Origin of the sequence: Bacillus sp. FJAT-27916, from assembly GCF_001183965.1 — a bacterium.
Lineage (GTDB): Bacteria > Bacillota > Bacilli > Bacillales > Pradoshiaceae > Pradoshia.
This window is the reverse complement of sequence record NZ_LFZV01000001.1, coordinates 696,363-713,286: the sequence shown is the minus strand read 5'-3', so window position 1 is coordinate 713,286 and position 16,924 is coordinate 696,363. Positions and strand designations below refer to the sequence as shown.

The 16,924-nt window shown below is 37.2% G+C and carries 12 protein-coding genes, 1 tRNA gene, 1 rRNA gene and 1 pseudogene (1 of these 15 running past the window's edge); 7 read left to right on the top strand and 8 right to left on the bottom strand.

Annotation, left to right across the window (positions count from 1 at the left end; translation table 11 throughout):
• Together AC622_RS03320 and AC622_RS03315 are read right to left on the bottom strand one after the other, a co-directional pair.
• Nucleotides 1-623 (bottom strand): 16S ribosomal RNA (locus tag AC622_RS03320) (it extends 932 nt beyond the left edge of the window).
• 420 nt (nt 624-1,043) lie between these two features.
• A complete protein-coding gene (locus AC622_RS03315) occupies nt 1,044-1,949 on the bottom strand; it encodes a DMT family transporter (RefSeq protein WP_049669780.1) in 906 nt (301 codons plus the stop codon).
• Nucleotides 1,950-2,071: 122 nt separating this feature from the next.
• Between AC622_RS03315 and AC622_RS03310 the strand changes: the two genes are divergently transcribed.
• Together AC622_RS03310 and AC622_RS03305 are read left to right on the top strand one after the other, a co-directional pair.
• Nucleotides 2,072-2,770 (top strand): MgtC/SapB family protein, encoded by a 699-nt coding sequence (locus AC622_RS03310; protein ID WP_156185550.1) that lies wholly within the window; start codon nt 2,072-2,074, stop codon nt 2,768-2,770.
• 160 nt (nt 2,771-2,930) lie between these two features.
• A tRNA-Ala gene (locus AC622_RS03305) sits at nt 2,931-3,002 on the top strand.
• A gap of 111 nt (nt 3,003-3,113) precedes the next feature.
• On the opposite strand, the gene AC622_RS03300 is transcribed toward AC622_RS03305, so the two are convergent.
• The 3 genes from AC622_RS03300 to AC622_RS03290 form a co-directional block, all read right to left on the bottom strand.
• On the bottom strand, nt 3,114-4,220 hold the full coding sequence (locus AC622_RS03300) for a site-specific integrase (protein WP_049669779.1): 1,107 nt from the start codon (nt 4,218-4,220) through the stop codon (nt 3,114-3,116).
• Nucleotides 4,221-4,362: 142 nt separating this feature from the next.
• Complete coding sequence (locus AC622_RS03295; protein WP_156185549.1) at nt 4,363-4,926, bottom strand: hypothetical protein; 564 nt, start codon at nt 4,924-4,926, stop codon at nt 4,363-4,365.
• A gap of 70 nt (nt 4,927-4,996) precedes the next feature.
• Nucleotides 4,997-5,476, bottom strand: coding sequence for a hypothetical protein (locus AC622_RS03290; RefSeq protein WP_049669777.1), 480 nt, complete (start codon nt 5,474-5,476; stop codon nt 4,997-4,999).
• A 348-nt stretch (nt 5,477-5,824) separates the two neighbouring features.
• On the opposite strand from AC622_RS03290, the gene AC622_RS03285 reads away from it, so the two are divergent.
• Both AC622_RS03285 and AC622_RS03275 read left to right on the top strand, forming a co-directional pair.
• Nucleotides 5,825-6,280, top strand: a complete 456-nt coding sequence (locus AC622_RS03285) for a hypothetical protein (RefSeq protein ID WP_049669776.1) — start codon at nt 5,825-5,827, stop codon at nt 6,278-6,280.
• Nucleotides 6,281-7,282: 1,002 nt separating this feature from the next.
• Complete coding sequence (locus tag AC622_RS03275; protein WP_082197005.1) at nt 7,283-7,861, top strand: restriction endonuclease; 579 nt, start codon at nt 7,283-7,285, stop codon at nt 7,859-7,861.
• Nucleotides 7,862-8,298: 437 nt separating this feature from the next.
• On the opposite strand, the gene AC622_RS03270 is transcribed toward AC622_RS03275, so the two are convergent.
• Nucleotides 8,299-8,883, bottom strand: a complete 585-nt coding sequence (locus tag AC622_RS03270; RefSeq protein WP_156185548.1) for a hypothetical protein — start codon at nt 8,881-8,883, stop codon at nt 8,299-8,301.
• A gap of 295 nt (nt 8,884-9,178) precedes the next feature.
• A pseudogene (locus tag AC622_RS21620) lies at nt 9,179-9,472 on the bottom strand (IS30 family transposase); the annotation flags it as partial.
• A gap of 134 nt (nt 9,473-9,606) precedes the next feature.
• Here AC622_RS21620 and AC622_RS03265 point away from each other — a divergent pair.
• Complete coding sequence (locus AC622_RS03265) at nt 9,607-11,046, top strand: D-tyrosyl-tRNA deacylase (RefSeq protein ID WP_049669773.1); 1,440 nt, start codon at nt 9,607-9,609, stop codon at nt 11,044-11,046.
• A 354-nt stretch (nt 11,047-11,400) separates the two neighbouring features.
• Here the strand turns inward: AC622_RS03265 and AC622_RS03260 are convergent, their stop codons facing one another.
• A complete protein-coding gene (locus tag AC622_RS03260; protein WP_049669772.1) occupies nt 11,401-12,921 on the bottom strand; it encodes a hypothetical protein in 1,521 nt (506 codons plus the stop codon).
• Between the two features lie 963 nt (nt 12,922-13,884).
• Between AC622_RS03260 and ltrA the strand changes: the two genes are divergently transcribed.
• A complete protein-coding gene (ltrA, locus tag AC622_RS03255) occupies nt 13,885-15,648 on the top strand; it encodes a group II intron reverse transcriptase/maturase (protein ID WP_049672763.1) in 1,764 nt (587 codons plus the stop codon).
• Nucleotides 15,649-16,229: 581 nt separating this feature from the next.
• Nucleotides 16,230-16,901, top strand: coding sequence for a 5'-methylthioadenosine/S-adenosylhomocysteine nucleosidase family protein (locus AC622_RS03250; RefSeq protein WP_049669771.1), 672 nt, complete (start codon nt 16,230-16,232; stop codon nt 16,899-16,901).
• Nucleotides 16,902-16,924 lie beyond the last annotated feature (23 nt).

Sequence of the window (16,924 nt, the reverse complement as noted above, 5' to 3'; positions counted from 1 at the left end):
TGGGCTTTCACATCAGACTTAAAGGACCGCCTGCGCGCGCTTTACGCCCAATAATTCCGGACAACGCTTGCCACCTACGTATTACCGCGGCTGCTGGCACGTAGTTAGCCGTGGCTTTCTGGTCAGGTACCGTCAAGGTGCCAACCTATTCGAATGGCACTTGTTCTTCCCTGACAACAGAGCTTTACGACCCGAAGGCCTTCTTCGCTCACGCGGCGTTGCTCCGTCAGACTTTCGTCCATTGCGGAAGATTCCCTACTGCTGCCTCCCGTAGGAGTCTGGGCCGTGTCTCAGTCCCAGTGTGGCCGATCACCCTCTCAGGTCGGCTACGCATCGTCGCCTTGGTGAGCCGTTACCTCACCAACTAGCTAATGCGCCGCGGGCCCATCCGTAAGTGTTAGCCAAAGCCAACTTTCCCTCTGGCACCATGAGGTGTCAGAAACTATTCGGTATTAGCACCGGTTTCCCGGAGTTATCCCAATCTTACGGGCAGGTTGCCCACGTGTTACTCACCCGTCCGCCGCTAATCATCCGGGAGCAAGCTCCCATCTGATTCGCTCGACTTGCATGTATTAGGCACGCCGCCAGCGTTCGTCCTGAGCCAGGATCAAACTCTCCAAAAGATGTTTGATCTAGCTATAATTTAAAACATTGACGAGAGTTAAACTCTCAAGTTTTAAGACTTGCTTAGCGTTTCGTTTTGTTTAGTTTTCAAAGAACAATCTATTTCTTTTTATTCGTCGTTTTAGCGACTTTCATATTATATCAAGATAACTTTTAGCTGTCAACACTTTTTTTAAAAAGTTTTAAGAGCTTATCACTTCAATTATCTTGTGCCGCTCAAGCGACTTAAATAATATACCAGAATAACTATTCTGCGTCAACAACTTTTTTATAACTTTTCATTCACTCGAAGTGAACGTTAGTAAATATACCATGCTCCTATAAAGTTGCGCAAGTACTTTTTTATAACTTTTTTTATTTCCCTTCTCTATACCTACATAACATCACGGCAGGATTTAATCCTTATAGAAGAAACACATTTAATCTGACACCTTTCTCACTTGTATTTTTCTCTTTCTATTTGATATTAAAATGAATAATCCTAGACCGAATAATATCATGGCCGAACCGATCAGTTGGGCTACCTTTATATGTTCATGTAGTAAATAATACGCCAAAACACTTGCCCCTACTGGTTCAAATAGGATTGCCATAGAAATTGTTGTACCGCTTACCCACCCAAGTGCCCAATTCAACAAGGAATGGCCGAATAAAGTCGGTATTATAGCCAACAACAGAAAAATCACCCATTCTGCTGGCGGATAAGGACCAAATGCCTCTCCTTTTAACCATACGTAGAATCCCAACACGACCGCACTCATACTATAGACGGTAAAGGTGTATGCTGTCAGCCCGACCTTCTTTCGTAAAATCTGCCCGATCATAAAGTAAGCAGTTATAAGTGCACACGACAATAAAGCAAGAGCATCTCCGTACAGTGCTGTTCCCTCCGCAGTAAAATCTCCCGCTCCAATAACAATGCTTCCACCTATAGCAAGGATGATACTAAAGAAGACCCCTGCTGTTACCCTTTCCTTAAATAAAATAAAAGCAGCAATAAAAGCAAATAAAGGCTGCATCGTCACGAGTACCGTTGAGCTTGCGACTGAAGTATACCTTAATGACTCAAACCATAGAATGAAGTGAAAGGCTAAAAACACCCCTGATACCAGGGAAAGAAGCCATTCCTTCAGTCGAAAGCTCCTGACCTCCTTTATCGCTCCGCGAAAGAAAAGCGGCAAAAGCATCAAACTTGAAAAAAGCAATCGATAAAAAGCCATGACACCTGAATCCGCACTTGAATAGCGCACAAGTATAGCCGAGGATGAAATAGCTGTTACACCGATTGCAATGGCTATATAGGGTTTATAAAATGTATTTTTCATATATAGATCCAACCTTTAACTTTATTTACATACTATTTTTAGAAACAATTCATAATAGTGGAACTTTATCACGACATATCTTATTCTAGATAGAAGATTCTCACAGAAAGGCGGTTAAAGCAATGGATTTCGCTATAATTGACGCACATATGCTTGTGAAATTGTGCATTTCAGCCGCACTGGGACTGATCATCGGCCTTGAACGAGAAATTAAAAGGAAGCCTGTCGGTCTAAAAACCTCCCTTGTCATATCTATCGTCAGCTGCCTGTTGACGATTGTTTCTATTGAATCAGCCTATACGGCCAAAGGTTCAGAATTCGGAGTGGCTGTCACAATGGATCCTCTCCGTCTAGCAGCACAGATTGTGTCTGGGATTGGCTTTATCGGAGCAGGTGTCATCCTTAGAAGAGGGAATGACAGCATATCTGGTTTAACTACCGCGGCACTTATATGGGGAGCCGGCGGTATCGGAATAACCGTAGGCGCAGGTTTCTATATGGAAGCAATCGCAGGCGTACTATTATTAATTATAAGTGTTGAACTATTGCCATACCTATTCAATCTCATCGGGCCGCGGAAGTTCAGAGAAAAGGAACTCTATTTAAAACTCGTTATAGGAGAGAAAGAAAAGATTGCCGCAATCATTTCTCTTATTGAAAAGCATAATATTGCTATTAAATCAGTGAGGATAAAGGACTTGGCTACAAATCACCTTGTCCAGCTCAGAACAACAGTTGACAACAAACGCAAAGTAACCGATGTATATTATTCCGTTTCAGAGATTGATGGAATCATGAGCATTGAAATTGAAAATGCATGATACTTCTCTTCTCCATAAAGCGGCAGCGGCTGTGTTCTCACACCGCTGCTTTTTTAGGTATTAGCTACATGTTTATTTTCTAAAAAATTATTTAATCCACATTGACATTCTATTGAATTTCGATAAAATAGAATTTGTAAGAAAAAAGAGATAATATTTTGGGGCTATAGTTCAGCGGGAGAATGCTTCGCTGGCAGCGAAGAGGTCAGGGGTTCGAATCCCCTTAGCTCCATTACCGAGAAACCCTTGATAATCAAGGGTTTTTTCTTGTTTTACGGGAGCTTTCTTTTCGAGGAGCAGGTGGGATTGCACATTTATTGCACAAGTTATTTTGGCTCTATGATTATTGAAAGAATGCTTCTTCAAAGCGGATGGCCGCTTCCTCCTGGATATCGGAGGATACGTGAGAATAGAGATCTAATGTCACCCCCACCCGACTGTGACCCAATCGTTCAGCGACGATTTTCGGATTCACGCCGCTCTCCAGCATCAAGGTAGCGTGCAGATGACGTAAATCGTGTATGGTGATTTTCGGGACTTCCGCTTTCTCAATATACCGATTAAAGGTTCTTAAGATATTGTTTGGATCTTTGTACATTCCTTTATTCGTTGGAAAGACAATCCCTTCCTCTCGATACCCAAAGAATTGACTCTTCTCCCTCCCCTGTACCTGGCGATGTTCCGTAAGAACTTTTACCACATAAGGGGAGATGGAGATTTGCCGCTTAGACTTTTTCGTTTTCAAATCCTTCACGATGAGCCCTTTTCCTTTTACCCGAGCGACACTCCTACGCAAGTGGATCTTTCCCTTCACCAGATTAATATCATTCCATTTCAATCCTAACAGCTCTCCCTTCCGCATCCCTGTAAAGATCGCTAGGATAAAGAAGGTCTCATCCGGTTTTCCTTGGATGGCCTGTAAGAATTGTTCGGTTTGTGCTTGATTCCAGGGGGTCGATTCTTTTGAACGGACCTTTGGTGGCGTAGCCACCAACACAGGATTGTTCTCAAGTAGAGACCATTTAACCGCTTGGGACAGGACACTATTGAGTAAATTATGCAACTCCCTGACAGTCTTGGTCGAAAGCCCCTCATCCAGCTTCTCATTATAAAACTCATCCAACATTCTTGCTGTAATGTGATTTAGCTGAGTCTGTCCAAAATAGGTCACCAAATGCTTCTGGATAAGATACCACCGGTTCCCGGCTGTCGTTTCAGCCACATTTCTTCGATAAAACGTGTGGAACCACTTCTCCACAAATTGATCAAACGGCTCTTCAGACAGTTCTCTTCTTTGAGTATCCATCCATAGCTGATTCAAATATTCCTGAGCGTCCCTTTTTGTCCGGAAACCGCTCTTTGACTTTTGAATCCTCCGTCCATTATGATCTTTCCCAATATCCACTCGGACACTGTATGAAGATCCTCTCTTTGTTATACTTCCTTTCATAATTGCAAATACCTCCATTTTGAATGAAGGTATGGTGGTCTTTATTAGGATAACCAGATGTTCGTAATTCCACGCAATCATATTGAGATTTCTAATTACTATTGAGAGGAAAATTCTTAACAATTCATCTAATCTATAACAATTAGGAGTATAGATGAACAATTGTATAGTTAGAATTCATTAAGCTACTTTCTATTACAGCCATACTGATTAGCGAGTACATTTCCATTTCCCCTAATTTAACATCGAACAACCTAAGTTCTTTATCTAAACAAATAGGAAGGACCGTCTTACTTAGATTATGCCAACACTGAATTTCATATCTATCTGCTAATTCCTTTAAAGCTATTTTTAACATTTCATCAACTTTAAGACTCATTCTTTCCCTTTTATTCCACAGTGAAGCAGCTATCCACACCAAAGCAATCCCCTCTGGATCATTTCTTACCTCCCACAACATATTTGCAGTTTTCCTTATTCCTTTTCTAGTCTCATCAAACAGTTCAATATTCCTAAAGTTTTCTTCTAATGCTTTTTTTCGTTCGTCTAATTTTATCGAAGGCCACCAAGTTACTCCGTCTATATATCCCGTTCCTTTGTAATTGACTTTTATTTCTTCGATATTAAGCTCCTTAGAAACAAACGGATACATATTCTCAAGTTCACATCTCCACGCTCTATAAATTTCATTCCAATCCATCTTCATATCCATACCTCTCCTTTTATGCAAAGACAGCATTATCATTTCACTACTTCGTTTATTATCTGGCATATATTTATTCCATATCATCCTCAAAATACAACCTTAAATACCTACAACACTCTTCCCATTCTTTTTTAATATTAGGCGGATCCCATTCTGTCCCACATTGCATATCGAATTCAAGTAAGTATTTAAGCTCAACGTAGCGTTCATTTACCAAAAGCGTAAAGAAAAACCCTAGCTTATCAACCATATATTTATTTAATGTTTTCATATCTTCTTGGGACAATTGACTAATCTGCTCAGGTGGAGTCTCAGGCGTAGCTTCAAAATAACCTACCCTTCCACTATGCATATCTTCGACAGGCCCATTCCTAAAACAAAAATGAGTTAATGCTACAGCAAGGTTCCTAATAAAATCTTCTCCTCCAATAAATTCAAGAGGTTCAATCAAACCATTTTCATAATGAAGTTCTGACAGTATTTCGTTAGCATCTTCCACGCCGTATAACTCATTCTCTTCCATAAAGTTCAATAGATCTTTCGCTAACATCAGAATCCACTCTCCCTCGATGCTTAATTACTAGTTTGCTTAATATTAAATTACCCTGCTAGATTTGAAAGAAGACAGGAAAAATATGAGAAATCATAAGGTCGGTTTAGAGATTAGAGGATATAGAAAATAATTTTGTTACTAAGAAGAATACGACACATATTAAACTAAAAGGGTATTGATCTAAGAAGGATTGGTACTGCACCATTAATGCCCTATTATGTTGAACTTCTTATTGTGAAACTGGGGAGTTTCAATATTATATAGTTCAGCGAGAACTTTAGTGGAAGAAGGAATTTACACTTTAGATGGTGAATACTAATAATAAAACTGACGAGGAGAAACCAAATGAAAGTGAAGAAATCGGTATATAGTTTGGTGTTTATATCCTGCTTGGTCAGTTTTCTTCCTTTATGTGCGAACGCAGAAACAAAAGAAGACATAGAGGGAGAAATTGAACAACTAAGATCAGCTATCCAAGAATTAAGCCAGCAAGAACAGGAGAAGTGCCAAGAATTTGATGTTGAAAATTTAGAATGTGCAAGAATAAAAGGAAGTATGGTTGGTAAAGCAAATAGAATCATTGCTCTTGAACAGAGATTAATTGAGATTGAGAATAATGAGGCTAACATCGGCCGTGAAGCAGATATAGCAGAAAAGCAACAACAGGATGAAGTAGAAAAAGAAAATAGAGAAGAAAAAAGATTATATAAGTTAATTGGTGTGGTTTTTGTTGGTTTATTGTTGATAGCTGCGTTATTTCTGGGTAGCTTATATGTGATTCTAAAAAAGATGAGAAAATAACTTTATTGTTGCTCTTATCTCTTTTATGATGACAGATGCAAAAGAAGAATTGCTCCTTAATCAACAAACAGAACAGGGGCAATACCAGAAGATTAAGGCTGTCATACTGACGGTCTTTTCTTATGCTGCTAACGGGGCAGATTAGTTGAATTAGGGAAATTCAAGGATGTATTTTTGATTGAATTTTCTTTTTTTAGTTTTTTCAAATCTTATGATTGTTTCAATGTACTTGAGCTTTTGTATGTCTATCATTCCTTATGAAAAGTCGTATTAAAATAAAAAAGCAACCTTTACATCTCGATTGCTTTAAATAACTAATAATCTTCGAATATATGTCCACTTCCCTAGGGTTATGGATATCTTGAATTACTTAGGTTGGGATATTTTAATTTCGTGGATTTTTGCCTCAAAACAACTGGCACAAATAGCTTTATATTTGCTAAGTCCCTTCTTAGTTGGATAGAGGAGGGCCACCCCATTTTGGCCGCAATCTTCGCACAGATTTTGGCCAAACAGCTTCCCGTTCTGATAACTCTTAAAAGCTATTGATGCTATTCTCGAAACACTCTTAACGCAACGACACGTATTTCTGTATATCGAATAATTGTGTTCCTCAATACCGACTTGGCCGGTTCTTTCTTTTTTGATTCCAATAATGCCTTTCCTACAGAGTGGACATTGATGTTCTGTGTATATTGCCAAAAAATATAACCCCTTTACATTTACCTATCGTACAAAGTTCAGTTTACCGCATATGTTATTTTTTTCCTATATAATTAACGACGATATTGGTATTTTTGGTATTAAAAGTAAGTGCGTTCAATAAAGCCAACTTATCTAATTGTCCAATAGCAATATACTGATTCTGTTTTTGCATCAAAAAAAGTTGGTTACAAATTCTTTGCAAGACCCTTTGCTTGCAAAAATATTCTTTTGAATTAAATATACACTTAAGGGATTATTAGTTTTCTTATCCAGGAAATGAAGGGAAAAAGTTATAGAATGGCTATTATATTAATAGTAATCTTAATATTGACAGTAGTATTAGTGGTCTCATTGATTTATCTTGTCGTTTCTGGAATAAATATTCGGGCTGAAGAAGAGAGAAGACAAATACAATATGAGGAGAACTTAAGGAATTCAGGGATTTTAGAAGTGGATGTTATGGACGGTAGAGTTTTTGAGGATTTTTTGATGAGCATATTAAAGCAGAGAGGCTATAATGTCAGTGAAACATCTACAACAGGCGACTATGGTGTTGATCTTATCCTATACTCGAATGAAAAAAAGATTATCGTACAAGCTAAACGCTATTCAAGTAAAGTTGGTATAAAAGCAGTTCAAGAAATATCTTCTGCTAAAAATTTCTATAATGCTGATGAATGTTGGGTGGCAACAAACAATTATTTTACTAACCCTGCTAAAAATCTAGCCGAGGCTAATAATGTCACATTAATAGATAGAGATGATTTACTGGAGTGGTTAATGGAAGATAATAAAGGTCCAAGAATGAAAAGGCGAGAAAATAAAAAGCCAGAAAACTTCTATTCAGTAATGAAGAGATTGCTGTTGAACAAATAGGGGCGTTAATCCAAGAAGGATTAACGTCCTTTTCTGTTGAATTCCTAATGGTAGAAACGGAAATATTATTTCAGACATCTAGGAGGATGCTCAGATGTTTAATGTTTTTGTTTTAATCGGATTTTTATCTACACAGTCTGGTGTATAGTCCTCTGCTTGAACGGGATTTCAATCTTGCAGAAGATTAGGTCCGAAAAAGAAGATTACACAAAAACACTATATGGTTTACAGTTTCTGCAACGATTCTAATATGGGAACTATTTGCAATTTTAGCATCTATCGTTAATGAGCTGGATGTGCTTTAAGTAGCCAGGAAAAGCCTCTCTTCTAGTAGTAAGGAAGGAGACTTTTTTGTGCAGCATTATCAACGTATTAAAAAAATTAAAAAATTAAAAAAGTTTTTTCTCTGCTAGCAGATACTTCCCATTATTATAAGGTTACTCATCTATTTCTTTAGGCATATTTTTAGCTTTATCAATACACGACTTATAATACTCATCTATATTTTTACCAGAATACAACCTACTAATTATAAATAAGTAAGTTATCGCTATTACGACCAATAAATATCCCCAACTTAACCAACTATAAATATGATTTAAAAAATGAAAGGAAGAAATAACAATACAGGATATTATTAACCCTACACTACCACCACCTAATTCGTGTTTCTTTGATAATAGATATCTATACCTATTTTGATATATTTCACCCATTTGGGGATTAGAAAACAATTTATCAAGTAAAAGTTCCTCTTCGAAGTAATCGTCCCATCCGTTATAATCTTCTCCGAATTGAAATTTAAAGGATACCCACGTAATAGAATGATGAAGCTGATTTAAAATATATCCTAAAGGTACTCCAACAGCTGTTAAAGTAGCTGCAACTCCTAGAAGTACATTCTCTTGTAATAATATCTTCCTAAAATCCTCATAAAACAATATGAAGTATGGACTTAAAATTAAAATCATTGTCCACCCTGGAATTCCCCATCGAATTAAATACTTAGTATCTAAGTTCACTTGATCACTCTCCTTAATAATTTGTTTTTCGACATTATATGGAGATTTTCCTTCAAACAAACTCCTACCTTGCAAATAACATTTGCGACTAATTTCTTAATCTATTTTCTTCAACAGTAACCAGTTCCCTGTTCTCAACGGTTCGTTCATCCTTTTTGGAATAATAGACTCCTTTAGCAGAGATTGTAGCTTTGAAAATTTATGATTTTCTTATTTCAATAGTAGGGCATTAATCCTCCTTGGTTCAACACCTCTGTTACTTTAACAAAACATTATCATCGCTTCCCTCCCATATTTGGCGAAGCGCGGTTAAAGACATCTCTAATAAACCGCTATAAATCGAACGGTAAATACTTTTAAAACTAAGCTTCCCTAGATACAAGCAACCAGCGATTTGATCGAGTTACCAGGTATCCCCTAGCTTTTTTGAACAGCTTCTTTTAACTCGGCAATTAGCTTTACTTTAGCGCCAAAGTCTACTTTATTGGCTTGATAGTGTGTTTGCGTTTCCTAGATTATACAATTTTGGTGGCGATGTAGCTCTCTTGGCAATTGCACGAATAGTATATCCTAATTCAAGCGTTGCTATTTTTTAACGTTCAGATATGGTAAGATGTTTGTTTGCTTTAGCGTTATTGTCAATTAGGCTATAACAACCTTTAGTGTATTTGAGGTATAATTCCAGTATAAGAAATAATACCCAATACCAAAGGGGGAGCTGGATTGAAAAAGTTCGATTTAAATATCGAGAAAGTGCTTGAACACTGGACGATTCCTCACGCTTTAAGAGAAATCATTGCGAACGCATTAGATGAATCCTATTTAACTAATACGGAGGAACCACGTATTTTCAAAGATGTAGATAATCACTGGCATATCAAAGACTTTGGAAGAGGTCTTAAATACGAGCATTTAACTCAAAACGAAAATGACGAAAAGACCAACAATCCAGATAAGGTCATCGGTAAATTTGGTGTTGGATTAAAAGATGCATTGGCTACATTTGATCGAAGAAATATTGGGATTCTAATACAATCCAAATATAGCGACATTACCATTGATAAGCTAACAAAGGGAGACTTTGATGATGTGATCACCCTGCACGCCATTGTTAAAGAACCGTCGCACCCTGGGATGATAGGGACTGAATTCATTTTTACTGGATTAAAAGATGAAGACATTGAGCAGGCCAAAGACTTCTTTCTTCTCTACTCTGGAGAACGAAAAATAGAAAAAACGAAGTATGGCCAACTCATTGAGAACAAGAAGAATCGTTCTAGAATATATGTGAATGGGATTTGCGTTGCGGAAGAAGAAAATTTGCTGTTTTCATATAACATCACTTCCACCACTAAGAAACTTCGTCAGTCCTTAAATCGGGAGAGGTCAAATGTTGGGCGAAGTGCTTACACAGACAGGGTGAAATCCATCCTTCTTGATTGTAAAGGTGCGGAGTTCGCCGAGAAATTGGTGAATGATTTACAAAAGATTCAAGCAGGTAATTCGCACGATGAATTAGATTGGATTGATGTTCAAGTTCACGCCTGTAAAATATTGAGTAGTCAGGAAAAAGTAATGTTTTTGACGGCTAACAGCTTAATGGATGGAGGTAAGTATCTAAGTTATGCCAAAGATGAGGGTATCCGGATTATTACAGTTCCAGACTCCCTAGCCTTCAAGTTAGGGAAAAGCACAGACCTTAACGGAAACCAATTTAGAAACTTAGAATCATATGCTATAGAGTGGAATGAACAATTCGAGTTTGACATCATAAAAGTTCACCAACTTACGAACAAAGAAAGAGAAGTCTTTAACCATAGGGATATCATTTTAAGTTGGTTTCCGAAGAAGGGTAAGGTTGTGAAGGACATTTTGATTTCTACTACAATGCGGCCAGACAGTCTTATTGGTTCTGATGCCCTCGGAATATGGGAAAGTTCTACAAGGCAAATCATCATCAAGCGTAGCCAACTAAAATCCCTCCAATCCTTTGCAGGTACACTTGTACACGAGTTGGTTCACGCTCATACCGGTACAGATGATAACACAATAGAATTTGAAATAGAATTAACGGAAATGCTCGGAAAATTATCAGCTCTTATCCTTGAAACTCCAAGAGCTGAGAAATCGAAAAGCCGATTCAGAAGACTATTTGACTTTTAGCAATCTCAATCCTCAAAAGATGTCATCTAGATCGTTTGGAGAATAAGTATTCGAATCACGCTTTCTGTAAGAGGGTGCGGTAGTTCAGTCAAAACACGAAAGTGAACAGAAAAAAGCTATCAAGATTTGACTTGATAGCTTTTTCGATGTACAAAATTAAAATGTTCTAACTGGTAAAATCAAATGAAGCGATGAATCATCCTCTTTAGGTACTAGCGTAAATGGCCTCATAGCTGTTGTGAATCGTATATTCAATTGCTTTTTTCCACCTAAGGACTTTAATTCATCTGCAAGATGTTTTTTAAGGTATTTGAAAGAAAAAAGACAACGAAATCGTTGCCTTTTTCTTTTTTTCTAAAGGGCTTTCGATAAAGAAGGGGCTTCGATGTTGCTTTCGAACTTGTCCAAGATTTTCTCACTAACTAAACTCGTATCTAAAATTTGATTTCCTGCGAGCAGTTTTGTAGCAGACACAGCCTGAAAGAAACTTAAATGAGGTTCATCTTCATTCCCGAAACAAATATCTTTGAAAGCCTTATGTTCCTTCGCTGAGATGCTTGTTTCATTTCCGTGAGCAATATTATTTCTTGTTCTTCTGATCATATTATGTAGGTTCTTGTCTATTGTGAATCTGAGTAAATTTAAAATCGGATAGATTCTGTCTAACGTTGAGTAGTCTTTCAGTTCCTTGAAGTATTCGAAAATTTTATGTAACGAGGAATTTGATCTTTTACCCTTCAAGAATTCAACTATGTCGTTTAGCTCCTTTTCTAATATGGCTATATATCCAAAAGTGAGTAATGAGTAATCCGAAATGGAAGACTTATTGCTCGTGATTAATTTCTCTAACTTCTGAAGGTCTTTAATTTTGGCTATGGAGCTCTTAGATAGACCGGAATATAAGTGGGCATCATTATCCTCATCCTCAAACTTAAAGGCAACGGATGCCTCATACGCAAGTTCGTTTGTATTCATTTGTTTTCTATATAGTTTAATAAATCTAGAGTGCTGAGCTTTAATAGGATTAATACTTGTTGCGTCAATGGATTGTTTTAATATCTGTAAATAATGCTCAAGCATTTTGTAACAGTGGGGCAGGAACCAAGTTAGGGAATTGCAGATAGTATTTTGGATTTCTCTAACCAGCTTTTCTAAATGTGTTAACCTTCTACTGTTACAATGCTCGCCTATTTTCATTTGGATGATAAACATATTTACCCGAAAGAAAAAAGTCGCTAAGATTTCCTCTTTCAGTTCGTCATTTTCCCGCTTATCAAAAGGAGTTACAACACTTTCTATTTTGGAACCTTTAGCAACAAGCGGCTGTTCTAAGAACTTCTTCAGCTCATCAATAGAGTATTTTTTTAAAGATTGATAGTTTTCTTTTGAAATGTTTTCAACTCGATTCTTGATATGCTGGGCTATTGTTTCGCTGTTGATTGGGTTAATCTCCAAATCAGGATTTAAATGATTAAGAAACGCATATAACCGCGAAGCTAGTGGTTTATTGTAATCTATGTAGGAAATGATTGCTTTTTGGATATCCTCAGCTTTAGCAAGAATTAGACCGTGGTCTTTATCTAAGAACGGATAATGCTGTGTCCCATCTAGTAGTTTTTTTGGATCAGGTTCTATTTCACCCAATACCATCCCTGATCTCACTATATGGTCAGCAAACGCATTGTGAAAACCCAGTTGTGCTAAGTCTGGATTTAGTTCTTTTAATTCGTTTTTGTAAATATCACTTATAAGTTCTTGATATTCTCCAATAGTTAGATTGAATTCTTCTGGTACAAGTTCACCGCTGATGCAGATTTGCAAACCTTGCTGTTTCCTAACTTTACTCAATATCTTTTCTTTTTTGTCTTTTCTCATAGAAGTCTCCTTAATGCACAGTAGTTTATACATATAATTTTATCAAAATGGTTCAGGTTCATATGGTTGATTTTAAACTAGTAAATAGAGACTCATACTAAAAAGGATGATTTCTTTTTGTATCTAATTCATTAAAAACGGATGACACAATCACAGTGTACACTTATCACTTTGTCGTCAAGAGCTGTGATCAGCCCTTTTTTGTTAATCCACAAACGGGGCAGCGCGACAAGTTTTGTTATAAGCACTCCGGTGCGAAAGACGAGGAATTTCCACAGAAACTCTAACTTTATAACCGAGGATAGGAATGATAAAACCATGTATTTTGAAACTATCCCATTGATACTCCTGCATGCGTCATAATGGACAGATTATGGGGTATGAAGCTCAGGTGAAGTCGGCAGAACAAAGGCTAAAGCCATTCCTTTCAGGATAAAGGTATGCCAATGGATATGCCGGATGGCTGAAAAACTAAATAAGGTGAGAATTTTCTTACACAAAGAACGGACGAACTTCCGAATGTACAGGTCTAGAGTTTTGAACAATAGGAAACTATTGTACCACCCTTACGGTGGTGTGAGTGATGTGGAGTAAAAATTGCCCCTCTGAAACACGTTATATCGAACAATGGCGGTATCCAGCTCACAGGCTTACAGGAAGCACCTACGTTTAGATAGATAGCTAAGTTATAAGGGACTTGGAAAGTAAGGAACGTTGATTCGAGGGCTGTCACCCAAAACGGTTGCTATAAGTAATTGAACGAAATGCACTTGTCCTTATGAGGGTAGGGGTACGACTGATGAAGCTTCTGTAATGGAGGTAGAGGAACAGCCCCAAGTCTAGTGATTGGCAACGATTATTTTTCAAACGTGCATTGCACCGGTCGGGTAAGAACGTGGGAACATCACCTCACAAAGGAATGATGCCACAGTGCAAGCTCTACGATACTGGGATTACTATGATATGACCGACACTTTTACTGACTTGTACCACCGAGCTAAAAATAAAGAAACATTCCATCACTTATATGACGTCATCACGTCGAGGAATAACATTTTATTAGCTTATCGGACTATCAAGTCAAATAAGGGGTCTAAGACCCCCGGTACAGATGGAAAAACCATCATCGACATAGAGAGACTAACAGAAAATGATTTAGTAGAAAAGATACAAAAACAGCTCAAGAATTATCGCCCGAAGAAAGTCAGACGAAAATTAATTGAAAAAGATAATGGTAAAATGCGACCTCTAGGCATTCCATGTATCCTCGATAGAATCATTCAACAGTGTTTCAAGCAAGTATTGGAGCCAATTACGGAAGCGCACTTTTATAATCATAGTTACGGTTTTAGACCTTTACGGTCTACACATCATGCGATGGCAAGAGTTCAATTCCTTGTTAACCATTCTAAACTTCACTATGTTGTTGATGTTGATATCAAAGGCTTCTTTGACAATATCAATCATACATTGCTCATTAAACAGCTGTGGAATTTAGGTATTTATGATAGAAAAGTTTTAGCTTGCATTTCAAAAATGTTAAAAGCTGAAGTTGATGGTGAAGGCATTCCGGAAAAGGGTTCACCGCAAGGTGGACTACTATCCCCGTTATTATCTAATGTGGTTTTGAATGAATTAGATCAATGGATAGCGAATCAGTGGGAACTCTTCCCTCTTGATAAGCCATATACGACACGCGAAGGTGAACGCTATGCAAAGATTCACACAAAGTTAAAAGAAGGTTATATAGTTCGCTATGCCGACGACTTTAAAATCTTATGTCGGGACTGGAAGACAGCCGAAAAATGGTATCATGCCGTTAAGCTTTTTCTGAAAGAGCGTTTAAAACTTGACATTTCACCGGAAAAATCAAAAGTAATTAATCTGCGGAAACATGAATCAGCCTTTCTTGGATTTACGATACGTGCCATTCGCAAAGGTGAAAAACGTGTGGCCCATACTTTTGTGAAAGCCGAAAAGATACAGAAAATAAAAGATGAAGCGAGGAAACGAATTGAGGCACTTCGAGCCTCACCAACGACTCAAAATGCTTTGCGATTTAATAGCTTTGTCTTAGGGCTGCATAATTACTTTAATCGAGCTACACATGTCAACTTAGCCTTCTCACGTCTTGCTTATGATATAGGTGCATCTATGTACAATCGTCTTAAACCAGTCGGGAAATACGCCCATCCAGCGAATCCGCCGCCAACCTATAAGAAGTTATACAGTTTGAGGTTCAAGACATTTGAAATTGCTGGTATTCATCTCTTCCCTCTTGCGAATGTTCAGACAAAGAACACTATTTGTTTCACACAAAGTCTGACACTATTCACAGTTGAAGGCCGAGCGCTAATTCATAAGAATTTGCATAAGAATATCAAGCAAGAAATTGCCTTGCTAATGGAGTCAAATATCCCGACACGAAGTGTCGAATATATGGACAATCGAATCAGTCGATATAGTATGAAACAAGGAAAATGTGAAATTACAGGACAATTTCTACAAGCACGGGATGTACACTGTCATCACTACGTGCCAGTACATCTCGGCGGAAATGACAAGTTCAATAACTTACGCATTCTCTACAAAGATGTACACAAACTAATCCATATGACAGATACAACTAAGATGAATATACTCATAAAAAGTTTGGATATCACGCCACCGATATTAGAGAAAATCAATAAATATCGGGAAAAGTGCGAGTTAGAACCTATCATATAATCCAAATCAATAAGAGTAACTTGAAACTTATAATCAAAACCATCGCCAGATGGAACGCGGAATGCTTGGAAACTGGCACGTTCCGTGTGGAGCAGGGGAAAAGCCGGAGATAACTTCAAACGCTTACCTATTGCTACGGTTAGCGGAATAAGGAGTTAATTTTTGTAAAAATAAAGTAGTGTTCATTACTTGAAGAAAGGTTGGCTGTGAATAATGTTTTTTGCGTTAATAGTAATTACGGCTATCATAATGATAGAGTTGTTGGGTGTTAGTGTTAATATACGAAAAAATGTAAATCAAAACGAGGAAATAATTGAATTATTAAAGCAGTTGAATGATAAAAAATAGTTTCATTCATAATGATAAATCTTTTTCTTATGCAACTAACAGGGGCGTTGATCCAAGCAGGATTAATGCCTTTTTATGTTGAATTCCTTATGGAAGTAACGGGGCAGGTTAGCGGAAGAAGGATATTTACATATTAATAACGAATTAACGATGATCATAAACATAGTAAAGAAGATTCAGACCGTTTATATGAAATCAATAGTGACAATTTATATTTGTAGGGTGATAAGTCAATGATAGGAATAAGCATTGCAACGAAGTGGGAATATGAAGCGACATTAGAATACTTTAGCATAGAAGATAACGAACGTTTCGGTTATCCTTATGGCGAGTATTTCACAACAACAATAAATGATATTGAACTTGTTTTTTATAGCACAGGTGTAAGAAAAGTAAATGGTGTCGGTGGAAATCAGTATATGATTTCTAAATTTAACTTAACTAAAGTAATCGTTGCTGGAACGTGTGCAGGAATAGATGATAAATTCAGTAATTTGGATATTTTTATACCTGATAAAGCCGTTCAATATGATTGTACAGTAAAAGAAATTGAACCTCTTATTAAACAATCCTTCATAGTCGATATTGACCTATCGAAATACGGAAATGATTTTTATACTGGAACAATTGCCACCGCTGATAAAGCAGTAGTTATGTGGAAGGACTATTTAGAACTAAAAGAAAACAAAATAACAATAGCCGATACAGAAGCGGGTGCAATTGCTTATATTTGTAAGAAGAATGAGGTTGAATGCATTATCATTAAAGGAATATCTGATTTCCCAACAGATGAAAGAAACTGTGATAAATTCGAATCAAACATTGAACAAATTAATGTATATTTAGAAAACACACCAAAAGTTATGAACAAAATATTTGGCGAATATCTAAAGAGATTCATTTAAATAGATTTAAAGTCAATAGAAAG